A 22158-nucleotide genomic window follows, 5' to 3' on the forward strand; every position below is an offset into this window, starting at 1 on the left:
ATGTGCGCGGGGGCGCGGCCCGGTTCGAGGCGCACGTAGTTGGCCCTGCCCCAGTGGTAGGTCTCGCCGGTGAGCTCGTCGCGCACCGGCACGGACTCGTGCCATTCCAGGCCGAGTTGCGGCATGTCCAACGAGACCGTGGCCTCCTGGGTGTGGTGCGGGTCGAGGTTCACGACCACCAGAACCGTGTTCGATCCGTGCTCGTCCGCGGCCGTCTTCGAGTACGCGATCACCGCGTCCTTGTCCGTGTCGTGGAAGTGCAGGTCGCGCAGTTGCCGGAGGGCGGGGCTGGTCCGCCGGAGCCGGTTCAGCGCGGTGATCAGCGGGGCGATGGTCTCGCCGCGGCGGGCGGCGCCTTCCCAGTCGCGGGGCCGGAGTTGGTACTTCTCCGAGTTCAGGTACTCCTCGCTGCCGCGCCGCACGGGGGTGTTCTCACACAGCTCGAATCCGCTGTAGACGCCCCACGTCGGTGACAGCGTGGCGGCGAGCACGGCCCGCACCTCGAAGGCGGGCCTGCCGCCCTCCTGGAGGTAGGCGTGCAGGATGTCCGGGGTGTTCACGAAGAAGTTAGGACGCAGGAAGTGTGCCGTCTCGCGCGACAACTCGGTGAGGTAGTCGGTGAGTTCGGCCTTGTCGTTGCGCCAGGTGAAGTAGGTGTACGACTGCTGGAAGCCGATGGCCGCGAGGGTGCGCATCATCGCGGGCCGCGTGAACGCCTCGGCGAGGAAGATGACGTCCGGGTCGGTGGCGTTGACCTCGGCGAGCACCCGCTCCCAGAACACGACCGGCTTGGTGTGCGGATTGTCGACGCGGAAGACGCGGACGCCGTGGGCCATCCAGAACCGCAGCAGCCGCACGGTCTCCGCGATCAGCCCCGGCATGTCCTTGTCGAAGGCGATCGGATAGATGTCCTGGTACTTCTTCGGCGGATTCTCGGCGTACGCGATCGAGCCGTCCGCCCGCCGGCGGAACCACTCGGGGTGCTTCTCCACCCACGGATGGTCCGGCGAGCACTGCAACGCGAAGTCCAGGGCGACTTCGAGACCGAGCTCACCGGCCCGGCGCACGAACGCGTCGAAATCGTCGAGCGTCCCGAGGTCCGGGTGGACCGCGTCGTGACCGCCCTCGGGGGAGCCGATCGCCCAGGGCACGCCGACGTCGTACGGCCCCACCGAGAGGGAGTTGTTGGGCCCTTTGCGGAAGGTGGAGCCGATGGGGTGGATCGGCGGGAGGTAGACGACGTCGAAGCCCATCGCGGCGATGGCGGGCAGCCGCTCGGCCGCGGTGCGGAACGTCCCGGAGACGGGCGCGGCGCCCTCCTCGACGACGGCACCCTCCGAGCGCGGGAAGAACTCGTACCAGGACCCGAAAAGAGCCCGCTCCCGCTCCACCAGGAGCGGCAAGTCCTCGGAGGACGTGACGAATTCGCGCAGCGGATACCGCGCGAGCACCGACCGCACCTGCGGGGTGAGGGCCGCAGCGAGACGGGCCGCCGGTGAGCGGCCCGTGTCGCGCAGCGCCCGTGCCGCGTCGAGGACGGCGGCCCGTTCGGCGCGGGGGACCCCGGAAGCGGCTCGCTCGTGGAGCCGGGCGCCCTCTTCAAGGATCAGGTCCGTGTCCTGGCCCGCGGGAATCTTGATCTGCGCGTGGTGGCGCCAGGTCGTGACCGGATCGCCCCACGCCTCCACCGCGTACGTCCAGCGCCCCTCGGCGTCCGGTGTGACGTCGGCGCCCCACCGGTCGGTGCCGGGCGCGAGCTCCCGCATGGGGGTCCACGGGCCGGGCCGCCCCCCGGGGTCGCGCAGGACGACATTGGCGGCGACCGCCTCATGCCCTTCACGGAAGACCGTGGCGGTGACCCGGAACGTTTCTCCAGGCACCGCCTTCGCCGGTTTTCGCCCGCCGTGGACGGCGGGTCGTACGTCCTGGACGGGGATCGTGGGCTGCGCTGACGTGTCTGGCGGGGGTGAGCCTAGAGGCATGTCCGAACGCTCCTGTCCGCGTGCACGGATACGTGGGTGTGGTGGCTTCCGCGGTGCGTGCCGGCCCGTGGGCCGAGTGCGTACCGGAGGAGCCTTCCCACAGCCTTCGGGTGCGCAATCCGGCGCTTTGTTAACTACTAGTGCGTAAGGGCGCATGCAAGACTGGTCCCACCATGAATGACGGGACCGGACCCAATTCGCATATGCCGTACGGGTCGTTGAGCCGGAACGGGTCGACGGCGCCGGTCGTCGCCACCGCTCACGGCCCCGTCCGCGGCGAGCGGCGCGCGAGCGGCGAGCGGTTCCTCGGCGTGCCGTACGCCGCGCCGCCCGTCGGCCACCTCCGCTTCGCGCCGCCCGTGCCGCCCGACCCGTGGACCGCGCCGCTGGACGCCACGGCCCACGGGCCGACCGCGCAGCGCCGCGGCTTCGGCGACGGAGCCACCATCCCCGAGCCGTCGGTCCCCGGCACGGACATCCTCAACCTGAACGTCTTCACGCCCGCCGCGGACCCGGCGGCCGCGCTGCCCGTCCTGGTCTGGATCCACGGCGGCGGCTACGTCGCCGGGTCCCCGGCGAGCCCCTGGTACGACGGGGCAGCGTTCAACCGCGACGGCGTCGTCCTCGTCTCCCTCGGTTACCGGCTCGGCATCGAGGGCTTCCTGCACCTGGCCGACGCCCCCGACAACCGCGGCGTACGCGACTGGCTCGCCGCCCTGGAGTGGGTGCGCGACAACATCGCGGCGTTCGGCGGCGACCCCGCCAAGGTGACGGTCGCCGGGCAGTCGGCGGGCGGCGGCGCCGTCCAGACGCTGCTCGCCACCCCCGCCGCCCGCGGCCTGTTCCGCGCGGCGATATCCATGTCGGGCTCGCTGATCGACCCCCAGGAGCGCTGGGTCGGCCCCGCCGTGGCCGAGCTCTTCACCCGGCGCACGGGCGTGCCCGCCACGGCGGCGGCCCTGTGCTCCCTGCCCGACGACCGGCTGCTCGCCCTCCAGGACGAGCTGACCGCGCCGGGCCCCGGCCGGGAGCGGCTGCCCGGCCCGCTGCTCGGGCCGGTCGCGGACGGCGACCTGATCCCGAGGCCGACGCTCACCGAGCTCACGGAGGGCACCCTCGCCGCCGAGGTGCCGCTGCTCCTCGGCCATACGCGGCACGAGTTCCACGCGTTCGGCGGGCAGCGGCTCACCGATCTCGTCTTCCGCGGCCCGACCCTCGCAATCGCGCGGGCGCGCGCCCGGCGCGCGCACCCCACCTGGCTGTACGAGTTCGCCTGGCCCACACCGGTGCCCGGCGACACACAGGGCCTCGCCTTCCACTGCCTCGACCTGCCCTTCGCCTTCGACCTGCTCGGCGCGGAGGGCGTCGCCGCCGCCGCGGGCGACTGCCCGCCGCAGCGCCTGGCCGACGCGATGCACGCCGCCTGGGTGAGTTTCGTCCGCGATCTCGACCCGGGCGGCGGATGGCCGCGTCACACGGCCGGGCGGCGCGCGGTCCGGATCTGGGACGCCGAACCGGCCCTCAGCCACCGCTGACCACGGCCGGAACCGGCCGCCCCGCACCCCGCGGGCCCCGCCCCGCACCCCGACTGCGCCCGTTCGCGCGCCGTAGTTGCCGAGGGCCGATCACCGCTACCGTCGAGGCGTAGGTCGATACGTGTCGTTACGTAAGGCATTCCCCGCAGAGGTGGAGTCGCAGTGAAGGCCATCCGTCGGTTCACCGTACGTCCCGTCCTTCCCGAGCCCCTCGGCCGGCTGGCCGAGCTGGCCCGCAATCTGCGCTGGTCCTGGCACCCGCGCACCCGTGACCTCTTCGCGTCCGTCGACCCCCGGCTGTGGGCGGCGTCCGGCTGCGACCCCGTGCGGCTCCTCGGCGAGGTGCCACCCGAGCGGCTCGCCGAGCTCGCCGCCGACGCGGAGTTCCTGCGGCGGCTCGACGAGGCCGCCGACGACTTGCGGGAGTACGTCTCCGGGGACCGCTGGTACCAGGAGCAGGCCAGGAACGACGGGCACCTGCCACGTGCCGTCGCCTACTTCTCGCCCGAGTTCGGCATCACGGCCGCCCTGCCCCAGTACTCCGGCGGCCTCGGCATCCTCGCCGGGGACCACCTGAAGGCCGCCAGCGACCTCGGCGTCCCCCTCATCGGCGTCGGCCTGCTCTACCGCCACGGCTACTTCCGCCAGTCCCTGTCCCGCGACGCCTGGCAGCAGGAGCACTACCCCGTCCTCGACCCGAACGAGCTCCCCCTCACCCTGCTCGGCGAGGACGACGGGACCCCCACGATCGTGGCGCTCGCCCTGCCCGGCGGCCGGCAGCTGCGCGCCCACGTCTGGCAGGCGCAGGTCGGACGCGTGCCGCTGCTCCTGCTCGACTCCGACGTCGAGGAGAACGACCCCGGCGAGCGCGACGTCACCGACCGGCTCTACGGCGGCGGCAGCGAGCACCGGCTGCTCCAGGAGATGCTCCTCGGCATCGGCGGAGTGCGCGCCGTCCGCGCGTACTGCCGCCTGACCGGCCACCCCGAGCCCGAGGTCTTCCACACGAACGAGGGCCACGCGGGCTTCCTCGGTTTGGAGCGCATCCATGAACTCGCCCTGCGAGACGTGGAGTTCGACGCGGCACTCGAAGCCGTCCGGGCCGGCACCGTCTTCACCACCCACACGCCCGTCCCCGCCGGCATCGACCGCTTCGACCGCGAGCTGGTCGCCCACCACTTCGGCCCCGGCGCCGAGCTGCCCCGCATCGACGCCGGCGACGTCCTGCGGCTCGGCATGGAGACCTACCCGGGCGGCGAGCCCAACCTCTTCAACATGGCGGTGATGGGCCTGCGGCTCGGCAGCCGCGCCAACGGCGTGAGCACCCTGCACGGCACGGTGAGCCGGGAGATGTTCGCGGGCCTGTGGCCGGGCTTCGACGCCGAGGAGGTGCCGATCGCCTCCGTCACCAACGGCGTGCACGCCCCGACCTGGGTGGCCCCCGAGGTCTTCCGGCTCGGCGCCCGCCAGATCGGCGAGCGCCGCACCGAGGACGCGCTCTCCGTCGGCGGCTCCGACCGGTGGGACGCGGTGGCCGACATCCAGGACGCCGACATCTGGGAGCTCCGCCGCACCCTGCGCGAACAGCTGGTCCACGAGGTCAGGCGGCGGCTTCACGACTCCTGGCGGCAGCGTGGCGCCGCCACCGCCGAGCTCGGCTGGATCGACGGGGTGCTCGACCCGGACGTCCTCACCATCGGCTTCGCCCGCCGCGTCCCCTCGTACAAGCGGCTCACGCTGATGCTGCGCGACCGCGACCGCCTCATGGAGCTGCTGCGCCACCCCGAGCGGCCCGTGCAGATCGTCGTCGCGGGCAAGGCGCACCCGGCGGACGACGGCGGAAAGCGGCTCATCCAGGAGCTGGTCAGGTTCACCGACGACCCGCGGGTGCGCCGGCACATCGTGTTCCTGCCGGACTACGGCATGGCGATGGCGCAGAAGCTCTACCCGGGCTGCGACGTCTGGCTGAACAATCCGCTCCGGCCCCTGGAGGCGTGCGGCACCTCCGGCATGAAGGCCGCGCTGAACGGCTGCCTGAACCTCTCCGTCCTCGACGGCTGGTGGGACGAATGGTTCGAGCCCGACTTCGGCTGGGCCATCCCCACCGCGGACGGCGCCGGCGGTGACGACGACCGCCGTGACGACCTGGAGGCCGCCGCCCTCTACGACCTCCTGGAGCACCGCATCGCGCCCCGCTTCTACGAACAGGGTCCCGGCGGTCTGCCCGACCGCTGGATCGAGATGGTCCGCAGGACCCTGACCCGGCTCGGCCCGAAGGTCCTCGCGGGCCGCATGGTCCGTGAGTACGTCGAGCAGCTGTACGCACCCGCCGCCCGCGCCCAGCGCACACTCGACGCGCGGGCCGCCGGTGAGCTGGCCGCCTGGAAGACCCGGGTCCGTGCGGCCTGGCCCCGGGTCGCCGTCGACCACGTGGAGGCGTCGGCGACCGGCTCCACCGCGGAGCTGGGCGCCACCTTCGCCCTGCGGGTGCGCGTGCATCTGGGCGAGCTGACGCCGGACGACGTGGAGGTGCAGGTCCTCGCGGGGCGCGTCGACCCGGAAGACCACATCGCCGACGCGTCCGCGGTGCCGCTGAAGCCGACGAGCGGGCCCGACGCGCAGGGCCGCCGGGTGTACGAGGGCCCCCTCGCGCTGGACCGCACGGGACCCTTCGGGTACACGGTGCGGATTCTGCCCGCGCACCGGCTGCTCGCCAGCGGCGCCGAGCTGGGGTTGGTGGCCGTGCCGTCGGAGGCGACGGGGGAGGAGGCGGGGGTGCTGATGCGCTGAGCGGAACGCGCCCTCGTGAAACCATGAGGCACGTGAGTGGCGTCAGGTTTTCAGACAACGTCGAACTGGGCCTGATCGTCAACCGCTGAACGCGGAGCGTGCGCAGCATGGCTGGTGTGCGCGATTTTTACCAGCACGGGGGAAACAAGCAATGTCGTACCGTCCGGCCGATTGGCACGTTCTCGACCTGGACAAGGATCCGACGCCGGGCGATCCGCACCGGGTGCGGTCCCTTGCCAAGAACCTGCACGACTTCGCCGACGACGTCGGCAAGGTGCTGCGGGACATCAAGGGGATGGCGGGCGAGGACGCGATCCTTCAGTGGGCGGGCAAGACGGCGGACGCGTTCACGGAGAAGTTCGAGCACGCGCCGGACAAGCTGAAGAAGCTCAAGAAGAGCTACGAGATGGCGGGCGACGCGCTGTCCGCGTACTGGCCGGAACTGGAGCGTGCCCAGAGCTTGGCCGACAAGGCTCTGGTCAAGGGCCGTGAGGCGCAGGCCGATCTCAGCAGCGCCAAGTCCCGCCTCTCCTCGGCCGATTCGTGGGTGGAGAAGGCGGGCAAGGAGGCCGACAAGTACAAGGACGGTGGCTCCAAGGGCAAGGACGTGCCCAAGCCGGACGAGGACAAGGTGCGGGCCGCCACCCGCAACGCGGCCTCGGCGGAGAAGGCGCAGAAGTCGGCGCAGGGTGATGTGGACTCCGCCAAGAGCGCGCTGGACGCGGCGAAGAAGATGGCCGAGGACGCGCGCAAGATGCGTCAGGAGGCTGCCGGGACCGCGAAGCGGAAGATCGACGAGGCGTCCGACGCGGGGATCCGGAACCGCAAGTGGTGGGAGGAGATCGGCGACTGGGTCACCGACAACTGGGACGCCATCGTCGCGGTCTGCAAGGTCGTCGTCGCCGTCGTCGGTGTCATCGCGATCATCATCGGCGGCCCGATCCTCGCCGCGATCGTCATCGTCGCCGGCGCCATCGTCCTCGCCGACACCCTCAACAAATACCGCAAAGGCCAAGCGAGCCTGACCGACGTGGCGTTCGCCGCCCTGGACTGCATTCCCGGCGCCAAGGGGCTCACCACCGCCGTCAAAGCGGCCAAAGGCCTCAAGGTCGCCGCCCGCGGCCTGCGTTCCGGTGGACTGCGCAACGCCCTCTCGGGCGGCATGAAGAAGGTGGCGGGCAAGGGCAAGCCGGCCAAGGGCCGCTGCAAGAACGGCGACCCCATCGACATGGTCTCCGGCGAAATGCTCATGGAGCACACCGACATCGAGCTGCCGGGCCTGCTCCCGCTCGTCCTGCGGCGCACACACCTGTCCACGTACCGCTGGGGCCACTGGTACGGCGACTCCTGGGCCTCGACGCTGGACGAGCGGGTCGAGATCGACGACAAGGGCCTGGTCCACGTCACCGAGGACGGCCAGCTGCTGTCCTACCCCCACCCCGAACCCGGTGGTGAACCGGTGCTGCCCGCCCACGGCCCCCGCTGGCCGCTCGGCATCGACGAGGCGGGCACGGTCACGGCCACCGACCCGTACACCGGCCGCGTCCGCCACTTCCTCCCGGCACCCGAGCTGACGGACCCGGTCGCCGGTGAACGACACGAGATCCTGCCCCTGCGAGCCGTCACCGACCGCAACGGCAACCGCATCGACATCGACCGCGACGCCACCGGCGCGCCCACGGCGGTACGCCACACCGGCGGCTACCACCTGAAGGTGGACACCGACGACCACCGCGTCACCGCGCTGCGTCTCCTCGCGCCCGGCACCGGAAATGAAACCGGAACCGAGGACCCCTCCGGCGGCACACTGGTGACCGCGTACCGCTACGACGAGGTCGGCAACCTCTCGGAGGTCCACAGCCCGGCCGGTGTCCGGCTGCGTCTGGAGTACGACGACCGGGCCCGCATCACGTCCTGGACCGACAGCAACCACACCTGGTACCGCTTCACCTACGACGACGAGGACCGCTGCGTCCGCGGCGAGAGCACCGCGGGCCACCTGGCCTGCGCCGTCGAGTACCGCCCCGACGAGCACGAGACCCGCTACACCGACGCGCTCGGCCGGACCACCGTCTACCGCTACAACGACCTCAGCCAGCTCCTCTCCGAGACGGACCCCCTGGGCGGCACCGTCCACACCGAGTGGGACAGCTGGAACAACCTGCTCGCCCGCACCGACGCGCTGGGGCACCGCACCGAGAACACGTGGGACGAGCACGGCAATCTCACCGCGACACGCGCCCCGGACGGCACATGCGCCAGCGCGGTGTACAACGACCTCAACCTGCCCGTCGAGATCGTCGGCCCGGACGGCACCGTGCAGCGTCAGACGTGGGACGAGCACGGCAACCGCGTCAGCGTCACCGACCGCGACGGCACGACGCACCACTTCACCCACGACAGCACCGGAGCCGTCACCACCATCACGGACCCCCTGGGCCACACCACCGTGCTGCGCTGCAACCCGGCGGGCCTGCCGCTGGAGATCACCGATCCGCTGGGCGCGGTGACCCGCTACGACCTCGACGCCTTCGGCCGCGTGCACACGATCACGGACCCGACGGGCGCGCCCACGCGTCTCGAGTGGACGGTCGAGGGCAGGCTCGCGCGGCGCACGGAGGCCGACGGTTCGTCGGAGTCGTGGACGTACGACGGCGAGGGGAACTGCGTCTCGCACACGGACGCCACGGGCGCGACCACGACGCACGAATACACCCACTTCGACCTGATCGCGGCCCGCACGGGCCCCGACGGCGCCCGCTACGAGTTCCACCACGACACCCAGCTCCAGCTCCGCTCGGTCACCAACCCGCAGGGCCTGGCCTGGAGTTACGAGTACGACCCGGCGGGCCGCCTGGTGGCGGAGACGGACTTCGACGGCCGCACCCTGGCGTACACCCATGACGCGGCGGGCCGCCTGGCGACCCGTACGACCGCGGCGGGCGACGAGATCACCTTCGAACGGGACGCGCTCGGCCGGACGGTCTCGCAGAGCGTGGCCGGCAGCGCGGTCACCCGGTTCGCCTACGACGCCACAGGCGACCTCATCGCGGCGGAGAGCCCGGACGTGACGTTGACCCTGGAGCGGGACAGGGTGGGCAGGATCCTCTCCGAGACGGTCAACGGCCGCACCCTGACGCACACCTACGACGCGCTGGGCCGCCGCACCGGCCGCACCACACCGTCCGGCGCGACGACCACCTGGACGTACGACGCGGCGGGCCGGGTGACCGAACTGGTCACGTCCGGGAAGAGGCTGTCGTTCACGCACGACGGGTCGGGCCGGGAGCTCACCCGCACGATCGGTGAGGCCCTGAAGCTGACGAACGTGTACGACGTCGTGGGCCGCCTGTCGGAACAGGAACTGACGGGCCCGGCCCGCACGCGCATCCAGCACCGTGCGTACACCTACCGTGCGGACCACCACCTGACGGGCATGGAGGACCGGCTCAACGGCGCGCGCCGCTTCGACCTGGACGTGACCGGCCGCGTCACCGCCGTCCGGGCGGCCGGCTGGACGGAGAGCTACGCCTACGACGAGGCGGGCAACCAGACCGAAGCGTCCTGGCCGGCTGCCATGCCGGGGCAGGAGGCGACCGGTGCCCGCGCCTACACCGGCACCCGTATCACCTCGGCGGGCGACGTCCGCTACGAGTACGACGCGGCGGGCCGCACCACCCTGCGCCGCAAGACCCGGCTCTCCCGCAAGCCCGACACCTGGCACTACGCATGGGACGCGGAGGACCGCCTCACCTCCGTGGTGACCCCCGACGGCACGAGGTGGCGCTACCTCTACGACCCCCTGGGCCGCCGGACGTCCAAACAGCGCGTCACGGACGAGGGCGGCGTGGCGGAACAGGTGGACTTCACCTGGGACGACATGACCCTCTGCGAGCAGACCAGCCGCACTCCGGGCGCACCGGAATCAGTGACCCTCACCTGGGTCCACGACGGCCTGTGCCCCCTGGCGCAGACAGAGCGCAAGCACCTCACCGACGAAGAAGTGGACGCCCGCTTCTACGCCATCGTCACCGACCTCGTCGGCACCCCGACCGAACTCCTTGACGAGCAGGGCGGCATCGCCTGGCGCACCAGGACCACCCTGTGGGGCACCACGGTCTGGAACCGGGGCGCCACCGCCTACACACCGCTGCGTTTCCCCGGCCAGTACTACGACCCCGAGACGGGGCTGCACTACAACTACTTCCGGCACTACGACCCCGAGACCGCCCGTTACCTCACTCCGGACCCCATCGGCCTCGCCGGCGGCTTCGCGCCGCACAGTTACGTGCCCAACCCGTTCACGTTCATCGACCCGCTCGGCCTCTCCCTCCTCGACGTCAGCAAGAACGGCGTGAAGATCGTCGTGCACGAGTACGACGTCGACAAGCCGGCGCACGCGCATGTCACCGGTGGCGGCGGCCGCGAGGTCAGGATCGGGGCCAACGGCAAACCCCTCCACAATCAGCCGGAGCTCTCCAGCAAGCAGCGACAGGCGGTGGAGCACTTCAAGCCGCAGATCCGGACGGCCGTCAGGAAGCTCGGCAGGCGGAGCCAGGCGGAGGAGCGGGCCGCCAAGGAGCAGCGTGATGCCGCCGAGGCCGCCAAGAAGGGCTGCAAGTGAGAATGGGGCGATGACACTGCGTACAGATGTGACCGAGCTGCTGGCGGAGGCCGGCATCGTCGACGTGGATGTGGACGAAGCTGTGGCGGACGACCACGCCCGGACGGCCGCGTACCTCCGCGTCGTCTCGGCGGTCGCCGCCTCGCCCGGCCGCGACCGCGACCGGGCGATCGTGGCCACGATCCTGCGCGACCCCGACGAGATGGGGGCCAAGACGGCGGTGGTCGCCCTCGTGGACGAGATCGCGATGCGGGCGGCCGGTCCCGAGGAGTTCCGGCGGTGGGCGGCCGGGCTGCTGCCGGAGATCGACCGGTTCAAGGTGGAGGCATTCCGCGAGTTCGTCCACGGCCGCATCCAGGACTGGCAGTTCTACCTGTCCGTCAAGGACGGCCACGTGCCGGCCCCGGCCGAGCTGGCGGAGGTCACGGACTGGATGCAGCGCCACCTCGCCGAGTATGCGACGTCGCCGGAGGTGCTCGCCGTGGTCGCCGAGTCGGCCCGTACGAAGAAGACGCGGAACATCGCGAGGAACCGGGCCAACAGCCGCGAGCTCAGGGCCGAGTGAACGCGAAGGCGGCACCCGGGGGAGGAAGGGACCCCGGGTGCCGCCGGTCGCGCGTCCTTATTCGCCGGCGACGCCGGTCACTTGACCGCGACGCCCGTCCAGGCCGCGCCCACGGCCTTGACCTCGGCCGAGTCCGCGCCGTACAGGTCCGTCGCCGCCTTCAGCGTGCCCTCGCGGGCCGCCTTGTAGTCGGTCGTCGAGGTGAAGTACGCCGTCAGGGCCTTGAACCAGATCTTCTCGGCCTTGTCGCGGCCGATGCCCTCGACCTTGGAGCCGTCGGCGGTCGGCGAGTCGTACTTGACGCCGTTGATCTCCTTCGCGCCGCTGCCCTCGGAGAGCAGGTAGAAGAAGTGGTTGGCGATGCCCGACGAGTAGTGCACGTCGACGTTGCCCGCGTCCGCGCTCCAGCTGTCCAGGGACGAGCCGTCCTTGCTGGGCTTGTCCATGTGGCGCAGCGGGGAGCCGTCGCCGTTGATGTCGATCTCCTCGCCGATGAGGTAGTCGCCGACGTCCTCGGGGTTCTTGGCGTTGAACTCGACGGAGGCGGCGAAGATGTCGGAGGTGGCTTCGTTGAGGCCGCCGGACTCGCCGCTGTACTCCATGTTGCCGGTGGCCGCGGTGACCCCGTGGGTCATCTCGTGGGCCGCGACGTCGATCGAGGTGAGGGGCTTCTTGTTGCCCTCGCCGTCGCCGTACGTCATGCAGAAGCAGCTGTCGTCCCAGAAGGCGTTGACGTAGTTGTTGCCGTAGTGGACGCGCGAGGTCGCGCCCTTGCCGTCGCCCTTGATGCCGCTGCGGCCGTGCACGGACTTGTAGTAGTCCCAGGTGAGCTGGGCGCCGTAGGCGGCGTCGACGGCGGCGGTCTGGGCGTCGTCCGCTGTGCCCGTGCCCCACGTGTCGTCGTCGTCCGTGACGAGCTTGCCCCCGCCGCTCTGGGCGTGGTTCAGGTCGAACGTGCCGTGGCCGCCGCGCGCGTCGTCGGTCAGCTCGAACCCGCTGCCGCCCTTCTTCGTGCCGAGCTCGACCTTGCCGCTGTACTGGCTGTTGCCGGTGCCGTTCTCGATGGCCTGGTACTGGTACAGCTTCTTGCCGGTCGCGGCGTCCGTGATGACGTGCAGTCTGCTGGGCGTGCCGTCCTTCTGGACGCCGGTGACGACGGTGTCGTACGCGAGGACGGGCTTGCCGGAGGCGGCCCAGATCACCTTGCGCGGCGACTGCGCGTCGGCCTTGGCGGTCTTCGCCTTGGCCGCGGTCGACTCGGCGGACCTGGCGACGGAGGACTTGCCGAGCTTCGCGTCCGTGGAGGCGACCTTCACCGTGGCCTTCGTGGCCTTGGTGACGCTCTTGACCTTGCCGCTCTTGGCGGTGTGCACGACGAGGTCGCCGCCGAGGACGGGCAGGCCGTCGTAGGTGCGCTCGTAGCGGGTGTGGGTGGTGCCGTCGGCGTCCTTGACGACGTCGCGGACGACCAGCTCCTCCTTGGCGCCGAGGCCGATCCGGTCGGCGGTGGCGGCCTTGTCGGCGTTCGCGTCCTGGAGGAGGTCCGCGCGGGCGTTCGCCGAGAGGCTGACGGGCGCGCCGGACGGGTCGACGGGCTGGGCGGAGGCGCCGGTGGTCAGTCCGGCGGTGAGGAGCGCTCCGGCGGCGACGGCGGTGGCGATCGTGAGCGTCGCACGCTTACGGGATATGTGGGGGGTCACGCGGTCTCCTTCTGTGGGGGGAGAGGGCCGGGTGGCGTGGGGGCTCACCCGGACGTGGGGGGAAGCGTGTCACCGGGAGCAGGTACATGTCAGGACCCCGCCATGATGTTGGCCGGAAATCGTCCGTTGAGCGATGGTCGACATACGCAATGCGAACGGACCGGGTACGCCCGCCCCGTCAACACGCGCGCCGCCCCGGGGAGTTGATCACCCGGGGCGGCGGCGTGTCGGTGCGGACTGTCCGGCTTACGGGAAGGTGAGCTTCCAGCTGTTGATGTAGCCGGTGTCCTGTCGGGCCACGTCCTGGACCCGCAGCTTCCAGGTGCCGTTGGCCACCTCGGAGGAGGCGTTGACCGTGTAGGTCTCCTTGACGTTGTCCGCCGAGTCGGAGGAGCTGGCCGGCTTCAGGGGGTAGACCGTCCCGTCGGGGGCGAGCAGGTCGACCTTGAGGTCACCGCGCCAGGTGTGCACGATGTCGACGCCGACCTTCAGGGCGCTCGGCGCGTTGCCGGTGCGGCCGGTGACGTTGACCGAGGAGGTGACCGCGGCGCCGGCGTCCGGAATGGCGACGTCCGTGGTGTTCTCGAAGTCGGTGCCGGGCGTCTCGCCGCCGGGGCGCGCGCCGACGTTCACGGCGGCCCAGGCGTGTGCGACGGCCGCGTACTCGGCGCTGCTGGTGCCGTAGAGCTCACCGGCCACCGCGAGCGTCCCGGTGCGGGCCGCCGCGTAGTTGGTCGTGGTCGTGAACTTCGTGGTGAGCGCCTTGAACCAGATCAGCGACGCCTTGTCCCGGCCGATGCCCGTGACCGGCAGGCCGTCGGAGGTCGGCGAGTCGTACTGGACGCCGTTGATCTCCTTCTTGCCGCTGCCCTCGCTCAGCAGGTAGTAGAAGTGGTTGGCGACACCCGACGAGTAGTGCACGTCGATGTTGCCGATGCCCGAGTACCACGAGTCCTTGGACGAACCGTCCTTGCTCGGCTTGTCCATGTAGCGCAGCGGGGTGCCGTCGCCGTTGATGTCGATCTTCTCGCCGACGTAGTAGTCGCCCTTGTCCTGGGCGTTGTTGGCGTTGAACTCGACGGCGGCCGCGAAGATGTCGGAGGTGGCCTCGTTCAGGCCGCCGGACTCGCCGCTGTAGGTCATGTTGCCGGTCGCGGCCGTCACACCGTGCGTCATCTCGTGCGCCGCGACGTCGATCGAGGTGAGCGGCTTGGCGTTGCCCGCGCCGTCGCCGTACGTCATGCAGAAGCAGGCGTCCGACCAGAAGGCGTTGACGTAGTTGTTGCCGTAGTGGACGCGCGAGTACGCGCCGACGCCGTCGCCGCGTATGCCGCTGCGGCCGTGCACGTTCTTGTAGTAGTCCCAGGTGAGCGCCGCGCCGTAGTGCGCGTCGGCGCCCGCGGTCTCCAGGTTGGCGGGCAGCCCGTTGCCCCACACGTCGTCGGGGCCCGAGAAGAGGGTTCCGGTGCCGGAGGTGCCGCGGTTCAGGTTGTACGTCTTGTGGTTGCCGCGGGTGGTGTCGGTCAGGGTGTAGTTGGACCCCGACTGGGCGGTGCCGAGCGGCACCTGGCCGCTGTACTGCGTGTTCCCTGTGCCGTTCTCGATGCCCTGCCACTGGAAGAGCTTCTTGCCGGTGGCGGCGTCCGTGATGACGTGCAGCTCGTTCGGCGTGCCGTCGTGCTGAAGGCCGCCGACCACGGTCTCGTACGCGAGGACCGGCTCGCCCTTGGCCATCCACACGACCTTGCGCGGCGCCCGGTCCGCGTCGGTCTTCTTCGAGCCCTCGGCCTTCGCGGCGCTCAGCGCCTGCTTCTCCGCGGCCGACGCCTTGACCTCGGCGCTCATGTCGACGCCCTTGAGCTGCGCCTTCGTGGCCTTGGTGACGCCCTCGGTCTTCCCCGACTTCGCGGTGTCGACCACCATGTCGCCGCCGAGGACGGGCAGGCCGTCGTAGGTGCGCTCGTAGCGGGTGTGGACGGTGCCGTCACGGTCCTTCGTGACGTCGCGGACGACGAGCTTCTCCTTGGCGCCGAGCCCCAGCTCCTTGGCGGTGTCCGCCTTGGTGGCGTTGGCGTCGCGGATGAGCTCCGCGCGCTGGGCGGGGGTGAGCTTGGCGGCGAGCGCGCCCGGGTCGACCTTGCCGAGCTTCTGGGCCTGGGCGGCGGGTGTCTTCACCGGGTCGTCGGCCGAGGCGGGACCCGCCTGGACGGCCACGGCCAGCAGAGCGGCGACGGCGGAGAGTGCGCCGGCTGCGGCGGCGCGTCTGTGGGGAGTGCTTCTCAACACGGACTCCTTCTGCGCGGCCGCGGGGGTGCGCGGCCAGAGCTACCGGACGGCTGGATCGCCGTCCGGGCAGAGCAAGGCGGAACGCAGAACTGGGCTGTGCACACGGGGTGTTGCGTGTAGCGGGTTGCGTGTGAGGAACCGTTGACCACCGAGTTGTTGAATATCGCGTGGTGGTCGAGGGGAAGAGTGACACCGGAGCGGCGCCTCTGTCAGGGGCGCGTCAATAGTTGGCCGGAAATAGTCCGTTGGCCGGTTGAGGGGGTTCGGTATGCGGAGCGGTCAGCTCACCACGCTCTCCCGCCACGCCCGATGCAGATCCGCGAACGAGCCCGAACCCGCGATGAGCTCGCCGGGGCTGCCGTCCTCCACCACCCGGCCGTGTTCCATGACCAGCACCCGGTCCGCGATCTCCACCGTGGAGAGGCGGTGGGCGATCACCACGGCCGTGCGGCCGCGCAGCACCGTGTGCATGGCGCGCTGCACGGCCCGCTCGCCCGGGATGTCCAGCGAGCTGGTCGCCTCGTCGAGGATCAGGACCGCGGGGTCGGCGAGCAGGGCGCGGGCGAAGGCCACCAGCTGGCGCTGGCCCGCCGAGATGCGGCCGCCCCGTTTGCGTACGTCGGTGTCGTAGCCGTCGGGCAGCGAGGCGATGAAGTCGTGGGCGCCGATGGCCCTCGCGGCGCGCTCGATGTCCTCGCGGGTGGCGTCGGGGCGGCCGATCGCGATGTTCTCGGCGACGGTGCCGGAGAACAGGAACGCCTCCTGGGTCACCATCACCACGCCGCGCCGCAGCTCCGTGCCCGACAGCTCCCGCAGGTCGACGCCGTCCAGGAGGACGCGGCCCTCCGTCGGGTCGTAGAAGCGGGCGAGCAGCTTGGCCAGCGTGGACTTGCCCGCGCCGGTGGAGCCGACCACGGCCACGGTCTGCCCGGCGGGCAGCGTCAGGTCGAAGCGGGGCAGGACCTCGCCGCCCGTGCGGTACGCGAACCGCACCCCGTCGAAGCGGACCTCGCGGCCCGGGTGGTCCGACTCCAGGGCGGGCAGGGGGCGGGTGGCCGAGGCCTCCGGCTCGGGCACCGTCGGGGTCTGGGCGAGCAGGCCCGCGATCTTCTCCAGCGAGGCGGCCGCCGACTGGTAGGAGTTGAGGAACATGCCGAGCCGGTCGATCGGGTCGTACAGGCGCCGCAGGTACAGCACGGCGGCGGCCAGCACGCCGAGCGCGAGCCCGCCGTCCGCGACGCGCTGGGCGCCCCACAGGACGATGGCGGCCACGGCCGTGTTGGCGACCAGCCGGGAGCCGACCACATAGCGCGCCATCTCCAGGATCGCGGCGCCGTTGGTCCGCTCGTGCCGCTGGTTGAGCGCGGCGAAGTCCGCGTCGTTCGCCCGCTCCCTGCGGAAGGCCCGCACCGGCCGGATGCCGTTCATGGTCTCCGCGAACTTCACGATGACGGCGGCGATCGCGGTCGACCGGTCGCGGAACAGGACCGCGGCGCGCCGCTGGTAGAGGCGTATGAGGAGGTAGAGCGGGACGAACGACGCCACGGCCAGCGCGCCGAGGCCGAGATCCAGCCAGAGCAGCATCGCCGAGATGTAGACGAAGGACAGCAGGACCGTGAGCAACTCCTGCAAGCCCTCGCTGAGCAGCTCGCGCAGGGACTCGACGTCGGTGGTGGAGCGGGAGATGAGCCGGCCCGAGGTGTACCGCTCGTGGAAGTCGACGCTGAGCGCCTGCGCGTGCCGGAAGATGCGGCCGCGCAGGTCGAGCAGTACGTCCTGGTTCACGCGCGCGGAGGCGACGATGAACGCGTACTGGAGGGCGCCGGAGGCGGCCGCGCAGCACAGATAGCCGACGCCGACCGCGATCAGCGGGCCGTAGTCGTCGGCGCGCACGGCGGGCACGCCGCGGTCGATGGCGTACGCGACGAGCAGCGGTCCCGCCTGCACCACGGCCTGCTGCACCAGGAGCAGCACGGCGGCCAGCGTGACGCGGCCGCGCAGCGGCGAGAGCAGGGAGAGGAGCAGGGTGCGGGTGGCGCCCGGCGGCGCGGGCAGCTCGTCCTTGTCGAAGGGATCGTCCGGCGCGGGACTGCCCGCCGCGACGTGCGGTTCCTCCGGGTCGGGTCCGGCAGGCTTCTCCCGGACGGGTGTCGACGAGGTCATCGGGGGGCCTCCTCGGAGGAGTGGGCAAGGGGAGCGGTGCTGCCGGGGGAGTGGGCGGTGTCCTCGTCCGGGCCGGGTGTGTCGGCTCCCGACATCAGCCACGCGTACTCCGCGTTCTCCCGGAGCAGCTCCTGGTGGGTGCCGACGGCGGCGACGCGGCCGCCCGACAGCAGGGCGACCCGGTCGGCGAGCAGCACCGTGGAGGGGCGGTGGGCGACGACCAGGGCGGTGGTGTCCGCGAGGACCCGCCGCAGGGCCGCCTCCACCAGCGCCTCCGTGTGCACGTCGAGCGCGGACAGCGGGTCGTCGAGGACCAGGAAGCGGGGGCGGCCCACCACCGCGCGGGCCAGGGCGAGACGCTGGCGCTGACCGCCGGAGAGGCTCAGGCCCTGCTCGCCGACCTGCGTGTCGGTGCCGTGCGGCAGCGCGTACGCGAAGTCGGCCTGCGCCACGTCGAGCGCGCGGGCCAACTCCGCCTCACCGGCACTCTTTTCGGCGCCCATCAGGACGTTCTCACCGACCGTCGCGGAGAACAGTGTGGGCTCTTCGAAGGCGACGGCGACCAGCGTACGCAGGCGCTCGCGGTCCATCGCCGTGATGTCCTCGCCGTCCAGGGTGATGCGGCCCCCGGTCACCTCGTGCAGCCGGGGCACCAGCGCGGTCAGCGTCGTCTTGCCGCTGCCGGTCGCGCCGACGAGCGCCATGGTCTCGCCGGAGCGGATGTGCAGATCGATGCGGGCGAGGACAGGGGGCGCGTCCGGCGCCGCGTCGGGATAACGGAACTCCACACCGTGGAACCGCAGACCACCGCTGTCCCCGTCCGCGGCGGGCACCTCGGGACGGGTGCCGGCGCCCGCCGGAGAAACAGCCCCCTCCGGCTCCGCATCCATCACCTCGAAGTACCGCTCCGTGGCCGTCGCCGACTCCTGGCTCATTGCGAGCAGGAAACCGATCGACTCCACCGGCCAGCGCAGCGCAAGCGCCGTCGACAGGAACGCGACCAGCGTGCCCGCCGACAGACCGCCGTCCGCGACCCGCACCGTGCCGATCACCAGCGCCGCCCCGATCGCGACCTCCGGCAGCGTCATGATCACCGCGTAGATCGCGGCGAGGATCCGCGCCTTGACCAGCTCCGTGCCGCGCAGCGTGTGCGAGAGCTCGCGGAACGCCCGCGCCTGGCTGCGGTGGCGGCCGAAGCCCTTGATGATGCGGATGCCGAGCACGCTCTCCTCGACGACCGTCGTCAGGTCCCCGACCTGGTCCTGCGCGCGCCGCGCGACGGCCGTGTACCGCCCCTCGTAGTACGCGAGGGCGATCACCATCGGGGCCACGGGGGCGAGCAGCACAAGCCCGAGCGTGAAGTCCTGCCCGAGCAGGATGATCACGCCGACCACGATGGTCGCGCCGTTGACCAGCAGGAACGTCAGCGGGAAGGCGAGGAACATGCGCAGCAGCATCAGATCCGTCGTACCGCGCGACAGCAGCTGCCCGGACGCCCACCGGTCGTGGAACGCCACCGGCAGCCGCTGGAGATGGCGGTAGAGGTCGGCCCGCATCGCCGCCTCGACGCCCGCGAGGGGCCGGGCCACCAGCCACCTCCGCAGGCCGAAGAGCAGGGCTTCCGCGACACCGAGCAAGAGAAGCAGAAGCGCCCCGAACCACACCCCCGCCCCGTCCCGGTCGGCCACCGGCCCGTCCACCATCCACTTCAGTACGAGGGGGAAGACGAGACCCGTACAGGAGGCGACGACCGCGACGACCGCCGCGATGATCAGGCGGGTCCGGACCGGCCGTACGTACGGCCACAGGCGCAGCAGTGTCCGTACGGTGGACCGATTCCCGGCGGAAGCAGCTGATTTGGGAGGGGCATCTGGTGTGGACATCAGTGGCGAGCCTACGGATCGCCACTGACAGAACCCACCGAGTTTTGGACGGTCCGGGGTGGGCCGTTGGGCCTAGGACCGGGGGCCCCGGGGCCGCCGCCCCGGAGCCCCCGGCCGAGCCTTACGCCTGCTGCCAGAGCGCGGGCGCGTTCGGCGGCTCCCAGCCCTGCTGGGCCTGGTGCGGCTGGAGGCAGCGGTAGGTGGACCCGCCGTAGGTGACCGTGTCACCCGCGGCGTACACCTTGCCCGCCGCCCACGTGCCGCCCGGCTCGGGCTCGCCCGGGTCCGGGTCGCCGCCGCCGGTCGTGGTCTTCAGCGTCAGACCGAACTGCTGGAGCAGCGGATTGATCGGCTGGTGGTACGTCGTACCGCCGCTGCGGCAGTTGCCCGAGCCGCCCGAGGTGACGCCCTGTGCCTGGCTGCCCGATATGTAGGAGCCGCCCGAGTCGCCGGGCTCCGCGCAGACCGTCGTCCTGGTCACACCGCTGATGGTGCCCTCGGGGTAGGTGACGCTGGTGTTGTGCTGCGAGATCGTGCCGCAGTGCCACCCCGTAGTGGAGCCGGAGCGGCAGATCGACGCACCCACCGGGGACTGCGTGGAGCCCCCGACGCCGACCCGCTGCCCGCCCTGGCCCTTCACGTACGGGGTGGCGGTCCATTGGGAGTTCGTGGCGACCCAGGCCATGTCCCTGCCGGGGAAGATGGACGCCTGGAACGTGCCCTGGGCCACCCGGTTGTAGCCGGTGGTCGCCGTGCCCGCGCGCCCGCAGTGGCCCGCCGTCGCGAAGCCCTGCTGGGTGCCCTTGGTGATGGGGAAGCCGATGGAGCAGCGGCCGCCGCCCATGTAGTACGGGTCGCCGCCCACGAGGTCGTACAGCGGCCGCGGCCGCTCCGCCGTCTTCGTCGTGCGTACGAGGGAGGAGTCCACGTCCGCCGCGGCGACGAGGGACTTGGCGGCACCGGCCTTCACGGCACCCACCACGACGGCGTTGGACCGCACGTCGACGTACCAGACGGGCGCGTCACGCGTCGCGACCTGCTTCGCCGCGCGGTCCAGCTCGGCCTTCGCCGCGTCCAGTTGCGCCAGCGAGTGGTCGACGACGCGGGCCTGCGCGCCCCGGGCCTCGATCACGGGGACGTCGGCGGGGTCCGTGGTGGCCACGGTGAGCTTCGCGGACGTGGCGCCGTGCACCCAGGCGCCCGCGAAGTCCCGGCCGAGCGCGTTCCGCAGGCGTCCCGCGTCGGCGCCGGCCTCGGCCTCGTTGACCAGACGGGCCTCGGCCTGCGCCGACGTGAGGCCGAGGTCGCGCTGCATGGCCTTCAAGACTCCGGGAGAGGTCTTGTCGACGGCGGCGCTCTCGGCGGGGGAGAGCGAGGAGGGCGCGGCCGGGGAGGCGGACGCGGCGCCGGGCAGTCCTGCGAGGACGAGCGCGCCGGCCGCGGTGACCGCGGCACAGGCGGCAGCGAGACGTCTGTGATGGGTGGGGAGCATGCGGGGGACTCCTCGGTGTTCGAGGGATGAGCGGGGATCGCCCACACCGTAGAAGCCTCAACAGCCCCCCAATAGCTGTCACTCGACCCCCGTACCCGACGTTATGGAAGCAGCACCGGCACCGGCACCATCTTCGGCACCGGGCCCGGCGCCGGCGTCACGGCCGGGGCGGCGAAGGGTCCGCGAGCCACGCCGTGTAGCTGTCGCTGCGGGCGGCGGCCTCCGCATGGGCCGCGCGGGCGTGGGCGAAGACCGCCGCCGCCGTGTCGTGGGCCGGGGCCGCAGGATGCCAGCCGAGCAGATGCCGCCAGTACAGCGGCGCCCCCGACAGCGGCCTCGTCACCAGACCCGGGGTGGGCGGGAACGTCGCCCGGCACAGCCCCACCGCCCGCCCCACCTGCACCAGATGCACGCAGGACGCCACATCCGTCTCGTACACGCGCGACGGCGTGAACCCCGCCCGCGCGCACGCCGCGGAGAAGCAGTCCGCGAAACAGCCGTCGCCCGGCACGTCCGTCCACGCCTCGTCGGCGAGCCGCGCCAGGTCGATCTCCTGGTGGCCGGCGAGCGGGTGGCCGGTCGCCAGCATGACGAAGACCGGGTCACGGGCCACCTCGCGCCACACCAGCAGGTCGCTCTCCGGCGGGGCGCTCGCCCCGCACGTGCCGACCAGCGCGAAGTCGAGGCGTCCCGCCGCCGTGCGCGACGCGATCTCCCGCTCCGACCAGGAGGTGTGGGTGGTCACCCGCACCCCCGGATACGCGGCGGCGAGCCGGTCCACCAGCGCGCCGAGCAACGGCCCGTGAATGCCGCCGAGCTGGAACCCCGCCCCGCCCTCCCAGTCCCGCGCGAACCGTTGCGCCTCCTCCCGCAGCCCGGTCACCGCGGGCAGCACCACCCGCGCCCGCGCCAGCACGAACTCGCCGAGCGCGGTGGCCCGCACCCCGTGCCGCCCCCTCTCGAAGAGCTCACCGCCCAGGGCGCGCTCGATCCGCTTCAACTGCGCGCTGAGAGCGGGCTGCGCGAGCCCGAGCGCCGTGGCGGCCTTGGTCAGGCTGCCCGCGTCGGCGATCGCCCGGATCGTCTTCAGGTGCCGCAACTCCAGGTCCATAAGGCGAGCTTGGGGTCCCCCGTGGGC

Annotated in this window: 11 protein-coding genes; 4 read left to right on the plus strand and 7 right to left on the minus strand. The window is 71.8% G+C overall.

The features are described from left to right. The coding region (locus ACZ4Z4_RS36845; RefSeq protein ID WP_468337746.1) for an alpha-1,4-glucan--maltose-1-phosphate maltosyltransferase at nucleotides 1-1982 on the minus strand (1982 nt) is incomplete at its 3' end. A 218-nt stretch (nucleotides 1983-2200) separates the two neighbouring features. On the opposite strand from ACZ4Z4_RS36845, the gene ACZ4Z4_RS36850 reads away from it, so the two are divergent. The 4 genes from ACZ4Z4_RS36850 (at nucleotide 2201) to ACZ4Z4_RS36865 (ending at nucleotide 11496) form a co-directional block, all read left to right on the plus strand. Continuing rightward, nucleotides 2201-3517 (plus strand): carboxylesterase/lipase family protein, encoded by a 1317-nt coding sequence (locus ACZ4Z4_RS36850; RefSeq protein WP_468337749.1) that lies wholly within the window; start codon nucleotides 2201-2203, stop codon nucleotides 3515-3517. Nucleotides 3518-3679: 162 nt separating this feature from the next. Then, nucleotides 3680-6307 (plus strand): alpha-glucan family phosphorylase, encoded by a 2628-nt coding sequence (gene glgP, locus ACZ4Z4_RS36855; RefSeq protein ID WP_468337752.1) that lies wholly within the window; start codon nucleotides 3680-3682, stop codon nucleotides 6305-6307. A gap of 151 nt (nucleotides 6308-6458) precedes the next feature. Then, the gene (locus ACZ4Z4_RS36860; RefSeq protein WP_468337755.1) at nucleotides 6459-10931 is read left to right on the plus strand and encodes an RHS repeat-associated core domain-containing protein; all 4473 of its coding nucleotides are present in this window, start codon (nucleotides 6459-6461) and stop codon (nucleotides 10929-10931) included. A gap of 10 nt (nucleotides 10932-10941) precedes the next feature. Beyond that, a complete protein-coding gene (locus ACZ4Z4_RS36865) occupies nucleotides 10942-11496 on the plus strand; it encodes a hypothetical protein (RefSeq protein ID WP_468337758.1) in 555 nt (184 codons plus the stop codon). A 77-nt stretch (nucleotides 11497-11573) separates the two neighbouring features. On the opposite strand, the gene ACZ4Z4_RS36870 is transcribed toward ACZ4Z4_RS36865, so the two are convergent. The 6 genes from ACZ4Z4_RS36870 to ACZ4Z4_RS36895 all read right to left on the minus strand — a co-directional run bounded on the left by ACZ4Z4_RS36870 (nucleotide 11574) and on the right by ACZ4Z4_RS36895 (nucleotide 22131). After that, nucleotides 11574-13196 (minus strand): M4 family metallopeptidase, encoded by a 1623-nt coding sequence (locus ACZ4Z4_RS36870; protein ID WP_468337761.1) that lies wholly within the window; start codon nucleotides 13194-13196, stop codon nucleotides 11574-11576. Nucleotides 13197-13442: 246 nt separating this feature from the next. After that, nucleotides 13443-15479, minus strand: a complete 2037-nt coding sequence (locus tag ACZ4Z4_RS36875; RefSeq protein WP_468337764.1) for a M4 family metallopeptidase — start codon at nucleotides 15477-15479, stop codon at nucleotides 13443-13445. A gap of 282 nt (nucleotides 15480-15761) precedes the next feature. Further along, a complete protein-coding gene (locus tag ACZ4Z4_RS36880; protein WP_468337767.1) occupies nucleotides 15762-17645 on the minus strand; it encodes an ABC transporter ATP-binding protein in 1884 nt (627 codons plus the stop codon). Next, nucleotides 17642-19528, minus strand: coding sequence for an ABC transporter ATP-binding protein (locus tag ACZ4Z4_RS36885; protein ID WP_468337770.1), 1887 nt, complete (start codon nucleotides 19526-19528; stop codon nucleotides 17642-17644). The genes ACZ4Z4_RS36880 and ACZ4Z4_RS36885 overlap by 4 nt, the downstream gene beginning before the upstream one ends. Before the next feature lie 121 nt (nucleotides 19529-19649). After that, a complete protein-coding gene (locus ACZ4Z4_RS36890; protein ID WP_468337773.1) occupies nucleotides 19650-21020 on the minus strand; it encodes a carbohydrate-binding protein in 1371 nt (456 codons plus the stop codon). 157 nt (nucleotides 21021-21177) lie between these two features. After that, on the minus strand, nucleotides 21178-22131 hold the full coding sequence (locus ACZ4Z4_RS36895; RefSeq protein ID WP_468337776.1) for a LysR family transcriptional regulator: 954 nt from the start codon (nucleotides 22129-22131) through the stop codon (nucleotides 21178-21180). Nucleotides 22132-22158 lie beyond the last annotated feature (27 nt).

Source organism: Streptomyces sp. NPDC030245 (assembly GCF_055572995.1).

What these genes read in the sequence shown, in the direction of transcription:
- ACZ4Z4_RS36865 (WP_468337758.1), top strand. Translation starts at nt 10,942, where the DNA reads ATGACACTGCGTACAGATGTGACCGAGCTGCTGGCGGAGGCCGGCATC.
- ACZ4Z4_RS36885 (WP_468337770.1), bottom strand. Translation starts at nt 19,528, where the DNA reads ATGTCCACACCAGATGCCCCTCCCAAATCAGCTGCTTCCGCCGGGAAT.
- ACZ4Z4_RS36895 (WP_468337776.1), bottom strand. Translation starts at nt 22,131, where the DNA reads ATGGACCTGGAGTTGCGGCACCTGAAGACGATCCGGGCGATCGCCGAC.
- ACZ4Z4_RS36880 (WP_468337767.1), bottom strand. Translation starts at nt 17,645, where the DNA reads ATGACCTCGTCGACACCCGTCCGGGAGAAGCCTGCCGGACCCGACCCG.
- ACZ4Z4_RS36890 (WP_468337773.1), bottom strand. Translation starts at nt 21,020, where the DNA reads ATGCTCCCCACCCATCACAGACGTCTCGCTGCCGCCTGTGCCGCGGTC.
- ACZ4Z4_RS36860 (WP_468337755.1), top strand. Translation starts at nt 6,459, where the DNA reads ATGTCGTACCGTCCGGCCGATTGGCACGTTCTCGACCTGGACAAGGAT.